Origin of the sequence: Bacillus sp. FSL L8-0528, assembly GCF_038593085.1 — a bacterium.
Taxonomy (GTDB): Bacteria; Bacillota; Bacilli; order Bacillales; family Bacillaceae; genus Bacillus; species Bacillus paralicheniformis.
The window spans coordinates 3,877,837-3,891,387 of sequence record NZ_CP151961.1 but is presented as its reverse complement, the minus strand read 5'-3'; the positions used below and the strand labels follow the sequence as shown (position 1 = coordinate 3,891,387).

16 protein-coding genes are annotated in these 13,551 nt (G+C 47.9%); 13 read left to right on the top strand and 3 right to left on the bottom strand.

Going from position 1 to position 13,551, the window contains the following annotated elements; genetic code table 11:
• The first annotated feature begins 90 nt into the window (after positions 1–90).
• From MHI30_RS19900 to MHI30_RS19870, 7 genes are all read left to right on the top strand, one after another.
• A complete protein-coding gene (locus MHI30_RS19900) occupies positions 91–1,566 on the top strand; it encodes an aldehyde dehydrogenase (RefSeq protein WP_075751583.1) in 1,476 nt (491 codons plus the stop codon).
• Positions 1,567–1,580: 14 nt separating this feature from the next.
• Positions 1,581–2,366 (top strand): fumarylacetoacetate hydrolase family protein, encoded by a 786-nt coding sequence (locus MHI30_RS19895; protein ID WP_075751582.1) that lies wholly within the window; start codon positions 1,581–1,583, stop codon positions 2,364–2,366.
• A gap of 14 nt (positions 2,367–2,380) precedes the next feature.
• Complete coding sequence (locus MHI30_RS19890) at positions 2,381–2,572, top strand: 4-oxalocrotonate tautomerase (protein WP_020453317.1); 192 nt, start codon at positions 2,381–2,383, stop codon at positions 2,570–2,572.
• Positions 2,573–2,595: 23 nt separating this feature from the next.
• A complete protein-coding gene (locus MHI30_RS19885; protein ID WP_020453316.1) occupies positions 2,596–3,447 on the top strand; it encodes an oxidoreductase in 852 nt (283 codons plus the stop codon).
• Positions 3,448–3,485: 38 nt separating this feature from the next.
• On the top strand, positions 3,486–4,862 hold the full coding sequence (locus tag MHI30_RS19880; protein WP_075751581.1) for an aromatic acid/H+ symport family MFS transporter: 1,377 nt from the start codon (positions 3,486–3,488) through the stop codon (positions 4,860–4,862).
• Positions 4,863–4,877: 15 nt separating this feature from the next.
• Complete coding sequence (pobA, locus tag MHI30_RS19875) at positions 4,878–6,083, top strand: 4-hydroxybenzoate 3-monooxygenase (RefSeq protein ID WP_075751580.1); 1,206 nt, start codon at positions 4,878–4,880, stop codon at positions 6,081–6,083.
• A 101-nt stretch (positions 6,084–6,184) separates the two neighbouring features.
• Positions 6,185–7,030: a biotin/lipoate A/B protein ligase family protein gene (locus MHI30_RS19870; RefSeq protein WP_009329800.1), complete on the top strand. Its 846-nt coding sequence runs from the start codon at positions 6,185–6,187 to the stop codon at positions 7,028–7,030.
• 154 nt (positions 7,031–7,184) lie between these two features.
• On the opposite strand, the gene MHI30_RS19865 is transcribed toward MHI30_RS19870, so the two are convergent.
• Complete coding sequence (locus MHI30_RS19865) at positions 7,185–7,514, bottom strand: YjdJ family protein (protein ID WP_003186099.1); 330 nt, start codon at positions 7,512–7,514, stop codon at positions 7,185–7,187.
• A gap of 180 nt (positions 7,515–7,694) precedes the next feature.
• A complete protein-coding gene (locus tag MHI30_RS19860; protein ID WP_025805379.1) occupies positions 7,695–8,483 on the bottom strand; it encodes an RsfA family transcriptional regulator in 789 nt (262 codons plus the stop codon).
• Positions 8,484–8,702: 219 nt separating this feature from the next.
• On the opposite strand from MHI30_RS19860, the gene MHI30_RS19855 reads away from it, so the two are divergent.
• The 4 genes from MHI30_RS19855 (at position 8,703) to MHI30_RS19840 (ending at position 11,992) form a co-directional block, all read left to right on the top strand.
• Positions 8,703–8,927 (top strand): DUF1450 domain-containing protein, encoded by a 225-nt coding sequence (locus MHI30_RS19855; RefSeq protein WP_003186096.1) that lies wholly within the window; start codon positions 8,703–8,705, stop codon positions 8,925–8,927.
• A 239-nt stretch (positions 8,928–9,166) separates the two neighbouring features.
• A complete protein-coding gene (locus tag MHI30_RS19850; RefSeq protein ID WP_011198398.1) occupies positions 9,167–10,465 on the top strand; it encodes an HD domain-containing protein in 1,299 nt (432 codons plus the stop codon).
• A gap of 30 nt (positions 10,466–10,495) precedes the next feature.
• Positions 10,496–10,999: a YwgA family protein gene (locus MHI30_RS19845; protein ID WP_003186093.1), complete on the top strand. Its 504-nt coding sequence runs from the start codon at positions 10,496–10,498 to the stop codon at positions 10,997–10,999.
• A gap of 186 nt (positions 11,000–11,185) precedes the next feature.
• Positions 11,186–11,992 (top strand): zinc-dependent metalloprotease, encoded by an 807-nt coding sequence (locus tag MHI30_RS19840; protein WP_075751579.1) that lies wholly within the window; start codon positions 11,186–11,188, stop codon positions 11,990–11,992.
• A 43-nt stretch (positions 11,993–12,035) separates the two neighbouring features.
• Here the strand turns inward: MHI30_RS19840 and MHI30_RS19835 are convergent, their stop codons facing one another.
• Positions 12,036–12,221: a 2-hydroxymuconate tautomerase gene (locus MHI30_RS19835; protein WP_003186089.1), complete on the bottom strand. Its 186-nt coding sequence runs from the start codon at positions 12,219–12,221 to the stop codon at positions 12,036–12,038.
• Between the two features lie 86 nt (positions 12,222–12,307).
• On the opposite strand from MHI30_RS19835, the gene MHI30_RS19830 reads away from it, so the two are divergent.
• Together MHI30_RS19830 and MHI30_RS19825 are read left to right on the top strand one after the other, a co-directional pair.
• On the top strand, positions 12,308–12,991 hold the full coding sequence (locus MHI30_RS19830; RefSeq protein WP_009329798.1) for a site-2 protease family protein: 684 nt from the start codon (positions 12,308–12,310) through the stop codon (positions 12,989–12,991).
• 12 nt (positions 12,992–13,003) lie between these two features.
• Positions 13,004–13,519: a YwhD family protein gene (locus tag MHI30_RS19825; RefSeq protein ID WP_020453305.1), complete on the top strand. Its 516-nt coding sequence runs from the start codon at positions 13,004–13,006 to the stop codon at positions 13,517–13,519.
• The last annotated feature ends 32 nt before the right edge of the window (positions 13,520–13,551 follow it).

Below are 13,551 nucleotides of genomic sequence, written 5' to 3'. Positions count from 1 at the left end.
GTTCCGCATAGAGGAACATTGCTGTTTTCTTGTCGTTTAAAATCATTTAACTTAATGGAAAGGATTTGAAAAGGAGGATGTTTGTAGAATATGAATGTTCAGACCCCATCGGCAAAACTCGTAAAACCTTTTGACTGTCAGCACTACATAAACGGCAGGTACTTTCCTTCAGAGAACGGAAGCACGTTTGACAACATCAATCCGGCTACACAGGAAATCATCGGGAGCGTTGCGGAAGGAGGCAAAAAAGAGGTCGATCTTGCAGTCGCGGCAGCCCGGCGTGCTTTAAACGGACGCTGGAAAAACATGACCGCTGACGAAAGGATTCGGATCATCAGAAAGATCGGCGACATCATACTTGAGCGTAAAGACGAACTGGCAAGGCTCGAGACATTGGATACGGGGAAGCCGCTTTCGCTCTCAAGTAATTTAGATATTCCGCGGGCTGCTTTCAACTTTCATTTTTTTGCGGATTTTATGAGAGGAGCCGGAACGGAAGCTTATCAAACTGACGATCTTGCAATCAATTATGCGATCCGCCGTCCGGTCGGCGTCGTCGGGCTGATCAATCCGTGGAACTTGCCGCTGCTGTTGCTGACGTGGAAATTGGCGCCTTGTCTGGCAGCGGGAAATACAGCCGTCATCAAACCGGCTGAACTGACGCCGCTGACAGCCACGCTCCTCGGGGAAATCTGCCATGATGCAGGGATGCCTGACGGGGTCGTTAATATCGTCCACGGATTTGGGCCTGATTCCGCCGGCGCTGCGCTTTCTGAGCATCCCGATGTTGATGCGATATCTTTCACGGGAGAAACGACAACCGGCAAAATCATTATGGAAGCTGCTTCGAAAACATTAAAGAAACTTTCTTTTGAATTGGGAGGAAAGAACCCGAACATTATTTTTGCCGATGCCGACATGGAGGAAGCCGTCAGCACCTCATTGAAATCGAGTTTCGTCAACCAGGGCGAAGTATGCATGAGCGGCTCCCGCATCTATGTCGAGCGGGAAGCGTATGACGAATTTCTGAACAAGTTCATTGAGAAAACGAAAGAGCTCAAAGTCGGCGATCCTTTTGATCCGGATACGAATATCGGCGCCTTAATTTCTTCTGAACACACCGAGCGTGTGATGAACTACATCGAATTGGCCAAACGGGAAGGCGGCGTTATTTTAACCGGAGGAAAACGCCCTGAAGGACAGGAATCCAGCTGCTTTCTTGAACCGACGATTATCACCGGACTTTCCCGCAATTCCAGGCTCATTAAAGAAGAAATCTTCGGTCCGGTCGTGACGGTGATTCCGTTCGACGAAGAGGAGGAAGTTATTGCACAGGCTAATGACACACATTACGGGTTAAGCGCGACCGTATGGACGAACGACCTCCGCCGGGCGCACCGCGTAGCCGGGCAAATCGAATCAGGCATGGTATGGGTCAACAGCTGGTTTCTCCGCGATCTTCGGACGCCGTTTGGCGGCATGAAACAGAGCGGGCTCGGACGGGAAGGAGGCATTCACAGCCTCGAATTCTTCAGCGAATTAACCAATATTTGCATCAAGCTGTAAAAGGGGGAAAACGGATGAATACGACAGCATTAAAAGATACGGCGCGCCTCTTGTATCTTGCCGAAACAGAGAAGCGCGAGGTTGAAAGAATCACAAAGGACTATCCGGAGCTGACCGTCGAAGAGGCGTATGCGATTCAAGAAGAACTGATTCAGCTGAAATTATGGGATGGCAACGGCATTATCGGTCCGAAAATGGGCCTGACAAGCCGGGCGAAAATGAAGCAGATGAACGTCGAGGAGCCGATCTACGGTTATATTTTTGAAGATATGATCGTGCCAAACGGCGGAAGCATCCGGATGAACGAGCTGATTCACCCGAAGGTTGAAGCGGAGATTGCTTTTGTGCTTGGGAAGGATATTGAAGGACCGGGTGTTACAAAGGAGAAGGTCCTTGAAGCCGTTGCTGAATTGATTCCCGTTCTTGAAGTGATTGACAGCCGCTATGAAAACTTCTCATTTACCCTGCCTGATGTCATTGCGGACAATGCGTCATCTTCAAGGGTGGTGTTAGGTGAAAAAGTGAAGATGCCGGACCAATTCAAGCTTGATGAAGCAAAAGTCTCTTTAGTGATAAACGGCGAGGTCAAAGAGCAGGGCACTGGTGCAGCGGTTGTCGGACATCCCGCAAATTCGGCGGCCATGCTCGCCAATATGCTCTCCAGGAAGAAACAAAAGCTTGCGGCCGGAAGTATCATTTTAACGGGCGGTGTAACGGGAGCTGTCATGCTGCAGCCGGGCGACCGCGTTTCAGCACAAGTAGAAGGACTGGGAGATGTATCATTTTCAGTCCAATCATAACCTGAGGTGATCATATGCCGATCGTTCATATTCAACTATTAGAAGGCCGGCCGCCTGAAAAGGTCGAGGAAGTCATTCAAAAAGTGACGGAAACGTTGAGCGCCACCCTTGATGCTCCGAGGGAAAACGTCCGCGTTCTTGTCACTGAAATTCCTAAAAGCCACTGGGGCATAGGCGGAACACCGGTTTCAAAATTAAGACCTTAAAGAAGGCGATGGGAGGAATCTACATGTCAATCGAATTGGCGGCGCTTGTTCCGCATACACCGAGGATGTGCTTTGAAGATAAAACCCCTGACTTTCAAAAAGAGCTGGTTAAAGGGATGAAGCGGCTCTCCGGGATCATCGAAAGAATTCAGCCTGATGCCGTTGTCTTGATTTCCTGTCACTGGACGTCAAGCTTCGATCATCTGATCGATGCGGCTCCCGATCATCAAGGCGTTTTAACAGCTTTGGAGTGCCCGAATTTAATTTCCGATGTTCCGTATTCTTACCCCGGGGATACGGAATTGGCGCTGCAGTTGGCCGAAGCCGGCGCAAAAGAGGGGCTTTCCGTCATTCCTATCAATGATCCCGCCTACTGCTGGGACTACGGGACGGTTGTTCCGCTGCGCTATCTCGTTCCAAAAGGGGATATTCCGGTCATCGATTTATCAGTTACATTGGCCGCGAACCTTGAAGAAACGCATTTGTGGGGCCGGATTGCCGGAAGAGTACTGAAGGAAAGCAGAAAGAAAATCGTGTTCATCAGCAGCGGGGCACTCAGCCACCATTTGGTGAGAGGGCCCGAATGCATGCCGACTTTGGCCGAACAGGCCCTCGATGCTCAATTTTTAACCTATTTAACAGACAACGATCTTATATCTGCTCAGCAGATGCTGCCTCAATATGCTAAAAATGCCGGACTTGAAGCTGGCGGCCGCCACATTGCAATGCTTTTGGGCGTGCTTGAAGACGGATGTAAAAGCACGTTTTACGGATACGGCCAGTCTTCCGGGAGCTCCAATGTCGTCATGGCATTCGAACCGGCGGGGCAAAAAGCTCGCACGCACGCTTTCAATGAAAAAGACACCGTGCGTTAAGCTGTTTTCATAATACGATTAGAATCGTGGAGGGGAACATGAAAAATCGTTCAGTTCATCCAGCAGAAATCATGGCGGCCAGCAAATTCAACAAAGTACATCTGACTGTTTTCCTATGGTGTTTTTTCGCCATCGCCTTTGACGGTTATGATATTGCGATGTACGGCGTCAGCCTGCCGTGGCTGATGGAGGAATGGAGCCTGACCGCCATTCAAGCCGGAGCGATCGGCAGCTATACATTGATCGGTATGATGCTCGGCGCGCTTATTTTTTCACCGCTCGCAGATCAATACGGCCGCAAAAAGGTGTTAGGCTTCTGTATTTTTCTGTTCAGCCTGTTTACGGCATTAGCCGGGCTGATCGATTCTCCGCTTTTGTTTACGATCATGCGGTTTCTCGCTGCTCTTGGAATGGGCGGATTGATGCCGAATGCGATTTCGCTGATGACCGAATATTCGCCGAAAAAAAACAGGGCGGTGATTGTAGCCGCCATGTATTGCGGCTATTCCGCAGGCGGTGTGCTGGCGTCCCTCGTCGGCATGTTCGCCGTGCCCGGGACAAGCTGGAGGGTGCTGTATCTGATCGGAGCCGTGCCGCTCTTTGTGCTCCCGTTCTTTTTCAGCCGGTTCCCCGAATCTCTGTCATTTTATGTTTTGAAGAAAAAGACGAAAGCGCTGGCTGAGATTCTCAATCAGGTGCATCCGGCGGGACGGTACAGGGAAGACGATAATTATCAAATTTCGGTGATTGCGAAAGAAAAGAAAGGCTTTCCGGTTAAAAAACTGTTCGAACAAAAACGTGCAGCGAGCACATTCGCATTCTGGCTTTCCGTTTTCAGCTGCCTTCTCATGGTCTACGGCTTAAATACCTGGCTTCCGAAAATGATGCAGGCGTCAGGCTACGGGCTGTCGTCAAGCTTGTCATTTAATCTGGCGCTGTGCAGCGGACAAGCCGCAGGAGCGGTATTCGGCGGGTATTTGGCAGATAAGGCCGGCCATAAAAAAGTGCTTGCGGCTATGTATGTCATCGGAGCCTTTTGTTTTGCAGCGTTTGGAATGACGATGAACCCCGTTCTTCTGTACTTGCTGATTGCTTTAGGCGGAGCATGCACTGTCGGAGCGCAAAATATCGCCAATCCTTATATTTCAGAATATTATCCGAAAGAAATCAGAGCGACCGGAATCGGCTGGGCGCTCGGGGTCGGCAGACTCGGAGCGATCATTGCGCCTTCGCTGTTTGCATTGATTCTTGCTGCCGGGATGGAGCCGAAGCAGGCTTTCATGGTGTTCGCGGTCCCGAGTGTTTTTGCTGCATTCGGCATCATGCTCGTCCAAGAGAAGCATGCTTCATTTGATTTTGTCTCTGAGTCGGAAAGCGCCGAGTTTACGTTAGAAGCCACATCAAAACATGGATAAAGGGAGGAAACCATTTTGCGGACACAAGTGGGAATTATCGGAGCGGGGCCTGCCGGGCTTATGCTCGCCAACCTGCTCCAGCGCCGGGGAATCGAAGCGGTCGTGATCGAATCCCGCTCGCGAAAGGAGATTGAAGAGACCATCCGTGCAGGCGTTCTTGAACAGATGACGGTAGATTTGCTAAATGAAACAGGCGCCGGTGAACGGATGATGAAAACAGCCATGTTTCATCAAGGGATTGAGATCCGCTTTGGCGGCAAGCGGCACAGAATTGATATGCATAAGCTGACGGGAGGAAAGTACATTGCCATCTATCCCCAGCATGAAGTGATCAAAGATTTAATCGACGTCCGTCTGCAATCGGGAGGGAGCATCGTTTTCAATGTGTCTGGCGTCCGCCTGTCAAATATTGATACAGAAGCGCCCGTCATCACTTATCAGACTGAAAACGGCGATACAGAAGAACTGACCTGCGATTTCATTGCAGGGTGCGACGGCTTTCACGGGCCAAGCAGACAAAGCATTCCGAAGGAGATTCGTAAAGAGTACGAAAAGGTGTACCCATACGGATGGCTCGGCATATTGGCTGAAGCTCCTCCGTCCTCGTCTGAACTTGTGTATGCCCATCATGAAGACGGGTTTGCCCTCGTCAGCACGAGGACTCCGGAAATCCAGCGGCTTTACCTGCAAGTCAGCCCTTCAGATTCAATCGGGAACTGGCCGGACGAAAGGATATGGGAGAAGCTTCATTTAAGGCTGTCGGCCGATGACGGATGGAAGCTGACTGAAGGCCCGGTGATTCAAAAGAACATTGTCTCGATGAGAAGCTTTATTTGCGATCCGATGCAATACGGCAGACTTTATTTAGCGGGGGATGCCGCGCATATTGTACCGCCGACCGGTGCGAAAGGCCTGAATCTTGCAATGGCGGATGTCCAAAGGCTTGCGTGGGCACTCGAAGACTATTACGAAGCCGGCAAAACCGAACGGCTGGAGCGCTATTCTGAGGCTTGCCTCCGCCGCGTCTGGAAAGCGGAGCGCTTTTCCTGGTATATGACATCACTGCTGCACCGCCATCACGGCTACACGCCATTTGACTACCAAATTCAATTGGCTGAGCTTGACCATGTCACAACCTCAACAGCGGCCGCTCAAAGTCTTGCCGAAAATTACGTCGGGCTGCCGCTCGAATCCGGAGAACCGTCTTTAAGCGTCACATGAATGAAGGGGAAGCGCCGGAGATAAGAAATCCCACATCATGTTTTCGTAAATGGTATAATGGATGTTGGCTGAAATGTATAACGAAAGGGTTTACAATATATATGGCAAAGCAACCGATTGATCTACTCATCCAGCCGAAATGGAGAATCATTGACCAATCCAGTCTCGGCCCATATTTTGATGCAAAACAATCATTTGCGATAGATGATACGCTGTGCGCTTCTGTCGGGAAAGGTTTATCTCCGGCGACCGCGCGTTCCTGGGTGCACCATGACACGATTGTGCTCGGAATCCAGGATACAAGGCTCCCTTATTTACAAGAAGGGATTTCATTGCTTGAAGAAGCGGGCTATCAAGCCATCGTCCGCAATTCCGGCGGACTGGCCGTCGTTTTGGACAGCGGGGTTTTAAACGTTTCCCTGATTTTTCAGGATAAGAAAAACGGAATTGATATCGACAGAGGCTATGAAGCGATGTTTGAGCTCGTTAAGCGAATGCTGTCATCCTATGACGCAGCAATCGAAGCCTATGAAATCAAAGGCTCCTACTGTCCAGGAAGCTTTGATTTGAGCATCGGGGGAAGGAAATTTGCGGGAATTTCCCAGAGGCGCCTGAGAGGCGGAGTGGCTGTTCAAATTTATTTGTGCGCTGATCAAAGCGGAAGCGGGCGCGCTGAGCTGATCAAACGCTTTTACGACACCGCCTTGAAAGACATGCGCGGGAAAACAAAAGCCGTTTATCCCGATATTCGCCCGGAAACGATGGCTTCGCTTTCTGAGCTTCTCAATGAAGACATTTCGGTGCAGGACTTGATGCTCTTGCTTCTGACACAGCTGAAAGAGCTGGGCGGGGAGATTTATCAAGGCCCTCTCACGCCCGCAGAAGAGGAAGTGTATGAGAAAAACCTTGTCCGCATGATTGAACGGAATGAAAAGGTTTTTGGATAGAAGAAGAGCCTCCGCCGCCTTTATATTCGTTGTCAGGCATGCTTAAAGCGGTGAAAAACCAGCGGGCTGTAAAATGCTTCAAAGACGGCAAAATCCTAAAACGGTTGAACGTTTTAGGATTTTGCCACACCTCACCGCTTCCGGAGCGGTTTTTTTATGCTGCGCTCGAAGCGCTTTTTCGTTTTACATATGTTTTGATGAGAAGATAAGCCGCCAAAGCGATGATATACGCCAAACTGACGGCCATTAAAATAACGGTTGCCGGCGTATGCTTGGCCGCATAGACGAAAAAATCAAGCTGTGAAATATTATGTGCGTTTTTAATGGAGTCCTCTCCGTACAGCCAACTTGTAAACTTGGCTGTATATTTCCACTCCCACGGCACCTTTAAAAGCTCGCTGCCTTGATACCAGCTTGCCAATGCAGAAAACAAAAACAAAAGGGCCGCAGTGCCGAACTGAACCGCATATAAAACAAACTTCATCGAATACCCCGCCTTATGAATTGCTATCCCTATTATGAAATTTTTGTCATATAAAAGCAAGCCGCAGAAAGGTAAAAATACCCCCTTTTTTAAAGAAAGGGGTATCCTCGTATCGAAAAATGTTTGTATGCATTGTCAGTCCTTGCTGCCTGAACGTCTCTGCCGCATCCTCTGAGAGCGCTATTCAGCCATTTTTTCTAAATTGCCGTTCCGGTCCATTTTGAAGGCGGGCGCAGCGTGTTCGTCTTCTTCGAATAAAACTAGTTTTCTTGCACGGTTCATAATTTTTACGAGCGTTTCGTAGTCTTCCTGGATGGTTGTCTGGTCTTTTTCCAGCTTTTTGACTTCCGCTTCAAGCTTTTCAACTTTCTTCGTCAGTTCTTCGTTTTCCTGTTTTAAACGTTCATTTTCCATTTTTAAAGCGGCAGTTTGTTCTTCGTTTCCTGTATAGTTTTGCAGGAAGCGGATCACATCATCGATCGTCATGTCTTTCGATGTATCGGCTGTATGGCCGGCCTGCGGCTGATTTGGCGATAGAAGGTGAGATAAACTAGCTAACTCTTCTTTAAAGCTCTCATCAACATAAGGCAGATGCTCGCTGGCGATCGGCTGCTGTTCGCTTGAATCTGCGGTTGCTTTCTTCTGCTCAACAACGCTTTCTGCAGGAGGTTCAGCATTCGTTTCGACCGGCGGCTTGTATAATAAGCGTTTTTTCGCCGGCTGTCCGTTTCCGAGGGCGCGCATTCTTTGCTTCCTCTGTTTTTTAGCCAGCTGCAATGCTTTTTCGTATTGGTGGCGGACAACTGCGTTCCATCTAAAACCGCAGGCGGCTGATGTCCTGTTCAGTCTGTCTCCGACTTCCTCGAAGGCGTTCAGCTGTGTGCTCCCTTCCCTGACATGCCGCAATACCGTTTCAGCAAGCAGTAAATCATTTTCCTCAGACCAAGCGTCTTGTCTTTGTTTCATCACTTCTCAACTCCCATTGTCAGTATTGGTATTAGATTGTCCATTTTGGAAAATATTTATACAAGTTTGCTAAAAGAATAGGAACTGATTTTTTTAGCGCGATCCTTGCAGGAATGAAAGAATCCTTGTAAAATGAAGGATGGTGTCATTTTTTATAAAAGTTCGGCACAGTTGAATGCCTTTCATAAAGACAGATGAACAAAACGAAAGGAAGCGTATGAAATGGCTAATGAATTTCGAGTATGCGACGATTGCCAGGCCACCAATTTAAAGACGCTTTTGCCCCGTCTGAAAGAAATTGATCCGGATGCAAAAGTGGAAATCGGCTGCCAGTCTTACTGCGGGCCGGGACGAAAAAAATCGTTTGCGTTTGTCAATAATCGTCCGCTGTCAGCTCCTGATGAAGACGAGCTGATCGAAAAAGTGAAAAAGAAACTCAAAAAATAACCGCCTCCCTAACGGGTCAGGCGTTTTTGCTTGTTTAACGGCTTTTTGGCAGGCTGGAACAAATGGCCGGGTAAATTCAAGGATGTTTTCAAAAAAACAGACTCGATATAATAGAAGCAGACCTTAAAGAAAACAAGCAGATCGGGCAATACTTACAATATACATTTAGTTTTCCGAAGAAAAAGAGACGGATGGGCAGCGATCAGTTTGCCTCACGTTTGAAAAAAAGAGGGACAAAAATGGCGTATCCAAACGGAAAATTATCAGAAGAAAAAGTGTTTAAAGATCCTGTTCACCGCTATGTCCACGTACGGGACAAGCTGATATGGGACTTGATCGGAACCCGCGAATTTCAGAGGCTGCGCAGAATCAAACAGCTTGGGACGACCTATTTGACGTTTCACGGAGCCGAACACAGCCGTTTCAACCATTCTCTCGGCGTCTATGAAATTGTCAGAAGAATGGTTGATGACGTTTTTAAAGGCAGGGAGGAATGGGATGACAGCGAGCGCGATCTGTGCCTTTGCGCCGCATTGCTGCACGATTTGGGGCACGGCCCGTTTTCCCATTCGTTTGAAAAGGTCTTCCGGCTTGATCATGAAGACTTTACGAGAGCGATCATTTTAGGCGATACAGAAGTTAACCGAGTATTAAACAAGGTAAGTCCGACATTTGCAAAGGATGTCGCTGAAGTCATCGCGAAAACCTATCAAAATAAGCAGGTCGTCAGCCTGATCTCAAGCCAGATTGACGCTGACCGCATGGACTACCTTCAGAGGGACGCCTATTACACCGGCGTCAGCTACGGTCATTTTGATATGGAGCGGATTCTCCGCGTCATGCGGCCGCGCGAAGACCAAATCGTCATTAAGCAAAGCGGAATGCATGCTGTTGAGGACTATATTATGAGCCGGTACCAGATGTACTGGCAGGTCTACTTCCATCCTGTGACAAGAAGTGCGGAAGTGATTTTGACGAAGATTCTTCACCGTGCAAAGCAGCTTCATGAGGAAGGCTATGTTTTCACGCATGCGCCAGTGCATTTTTATTCTATTTTTGAAGGCAATGTCACATTGGAAGATTATTTAAGTCTTGATGAATCAATCATTCTTTATTATTTTCAGGCCTGGGAAAAAGAAGAGGACGAAATTTTGTCTGATTTATGCCGCCGTTTTATCAACCGCAGGCTGTTCCAGTATGCGGAATTCAATCCGAATGAGGAAATGGCGACTTACTTTGAACTGACCAACTTGTTTAAAGAATCAGGGATTGATCCCGAATATTATCTTGTGGTGGATTCGTCCTCAGATCTTCCTTATGATTTCTACAGACCGGGGGAAGAAGAGGAACGCCTCCCGATTCAATTGCTGACGCACAACGGCCAGATTAAGGAGCTGTCGCGGCAGTCCGATATTGTCGATGCGATATCAGGCAAGCGGAGAACGGACCATAAGCTGTATTTCCCGCTCGATTTAATCGAAGGGCTGCCTGACGGCCGTCATGCGAAAAGAATGAAAGAATTGCTCGGACTGAAATAGAAAGAAAAGGATGAAGGAGATGGCGGAGATTTGTTAAAAGAACATGCAAAGCTGATGAAGGTCTTCTCGGATTCGGGGGAGATTGTCGGGCGGAAAAAGCTGCAGAAAATCATTTATATCGCAAAGAAATTGGAGCTTCCTTTTTATGAAAAGTATGATTTTCATTTTTACGGGCCTTATTCAGAGGAGCTGACGCTTCAAGTCGAAGAACTTTGCAATCTCGGATTTCTCCATGAAGTCAAAGAAAAAAAGGGCGGCTATTATCAATACCGCTATTCACCCACTGAAGCGGGAAAGCAGTTTTTGAGCCAGTGTGAGCTGGATATGCGGGATATTAAAGCCTATTTAGACGACGTAAACGGCCAGTCATCGCGTTTTTTGGAACTGGTGTCGACGATTTTGTATTTTGAGGGGCTGGAGCAGGAAGAGATTAGAGAAAAAGTGTTTACCGTAAAAAGCAAACAGCGGTATACGGACGAAGAATTCGATGAAGCCGTCGCTTACATAAAAAAGCTCAGAAATCTTTGTTCATAAGCCTGCCGAAAAACGGTAGGTTTTTTGGTTTGTTTTTTTGTCTGCGTTTTGGAATTTTTGTAGGGAAATTGAAAGAAGCAGTGAAAAGAACGTATGCAATATTTCCTCTTTTTGGATGAATTGAAGGAATTTTTTGATAACTAGCAGAATTTTTCATTCGTTCAAAAAATAAGGAGGGGTTTTGCAGTGAAGAAACGTTCTTTATTCTTATCTCTATTACTTTCCGTCAGTCTCATTCCCGGTGTGACGGCCGGTGCCGCCAAGACGGGCGGGCATGAGCACGAGCACGATCATGAAGCAAGAGGAACTTATATTGATTCTTTGCCTAAAGCGAAAGATTTTAAAGACTTGAAAGGAAAAGTTCAAATTGAAAGAACGGTCAATACGAAAATACTGGATGAGAAAGGAAATGTGACGGGAACGAAAACGTTTAAAAAGAATACGGGCAAAGGGTCGTTTTCAACCCAGGCAGGCACGGGAAGCCAGAAAGTGAGCGTCCTTGCCGTGGCTGACGCTCAGTATCGGGCGAAATACAGCGATTGGCAGACAAGAATCGTCCAAATTATTGAGCAGGCGGATGTCATGTTCAACAGGGATCACGATGTTGATTTTGTCGTCGAAGCTGTGGCGCCTTGGACCTCTTCAGGCAGCAACAGCTCTCAAATTCTATCAAACCTTCAGAGCAATTTCAGCGGGCGCAGCTATAAATTCGTCGTCGGAGTTACGGCGAACAGTAATTTTGACGCCGGCGGCATCGCATACGTATACAACAGCAAGCCGAACGGCAGCGCCTTCAGCGTAAACCTCGACCAGGGAACGGCCAACACGGCAAAAGCTGCAACCCACGAATTTTCCCATAACTTCGGCTTGAACCACGATGCGCAAGGAAGCGGAATCCGCTGCATTATGAACTACGACTACGCATACACGGTCGATGTTTGGGATTCAGCTCACAATAGCCAGATCACTAAAAACAAAGCTTGGTATAAATAATAAAAACGGCGTCCCGCGCGTAAGCGGCGAACGCCGTTTTCTTTTACATATCGCTCATTCGTTTGCCGGCGACACCGTAGTTTTCCTTTTTCATTTCCTCAATGATGACCGCGATTTTTTCTGCAGGTGCGCCTGTTGTTTCGGAGACGGCTTCGGTCACTTTTTTAACGAGATTTCTTTTTTGTTCATCTGTGCGGCCTTCCAGCATTTGAACAGTTACGTATGGCATATGTTCTCCTCCTCCTTTTAAAAAATGGCTGCTCACTTTAGCATCAGGTTCTCTTATAGTATACTGGAGATAGTAAATCTTTGTATATGAGAAAGAGGGAAAGCCACATTTTAGACCGTTTTCTTATTTATCCGCTGGAAATGATTCCGTATGTTGTTTTGACACTTGCTGCCGCATTCACTGTGCATGAGGTCGCCCATGCGTATGTGGCTTACAAATTCGGCGATGAGACGGCCAAACGGCAGGGCAGGCTGACGCTCAACCCGCTTAAGCATCTTGATCCGTTTGGAACGATTTTGATCTTTATATTGGGATTCGGCTGGGCAAAGCCGGTGCCCGTTAACCGCTTTTATTTTAAAAACCCGAGGCTGGCCGGATTTCTCGTGTCAATCGCCGGACCGATCAGCAATCTGATCCTTGCTTTCATCGGTTTTATATTGCTGCTTTTGTCCGTGAAGCTGTCCGGGACGCTGCCTGCCGGTTTTTACAGCGGTTTGCTTCAATTTTTTACGATTTGGGTGAATCTCAACCTGCTTTTATTTCTGTTTAATTTAATGCCGTTCCCGCCTCTTGACGGTTTTCGGGTTATACAGGATGTGGTCGCCCCCGAAGTGCGGGCGAAGCTGTCGAAATATGAGGCGTACGGCTCGATCGTCTTTCTGATTATCGTCATTACACCGCTTGGCCAATATGTATTCTGGCCGTTTTTGAATGACGGGCGGGAATTGATCATATCGATATTTAACAGCGTTTTCCGGCCGCTGATGTAGGAGGTATTTTTGATGGAACAAGGAAAAAAGAAAAAAACAATCGGATTCAACATTATTAAAAGCGATCCGACAGACGGACACGGGGGATTTGGAGCAGGGGCTTTAAGCCTTGACAACATCTCGCCTGTCTTTGTCGATGTCGAAGAGAAAGAAGCGTTTGTTGATATCGGCGCCATGCACGCCCGCAGCACTGTTGAAAAAGGAATCAAATTTTTGCCGAACAAGGAAGAGGTGCCGAACGGAAAACCTTACTGGCTTGTGTGGGTGACGATCGACCGCAGGGAAGAAGGCCCTTATTATGCGGGGGTGACGGCTTGCGAAATGACGGTCGACAGAAGCATCCGCCGCGGCTATAAATCGCTTCCGGAGCACGTGAATTTAATGGATAAGTCGATGAAGCGGAAGATTATTGTCGAGCACATGGATGAAAGTTCCAAGCGCGTTCTTGCCGATTTTCTGAAAAATCATGATCAAGGGCTTTGGGACCGTTCATCAGATGAGCTGAAAAAGGGATTGCTTCAGCAATAGGAAAAAAACCCCCCGGACCGCTGTGAAGTCCG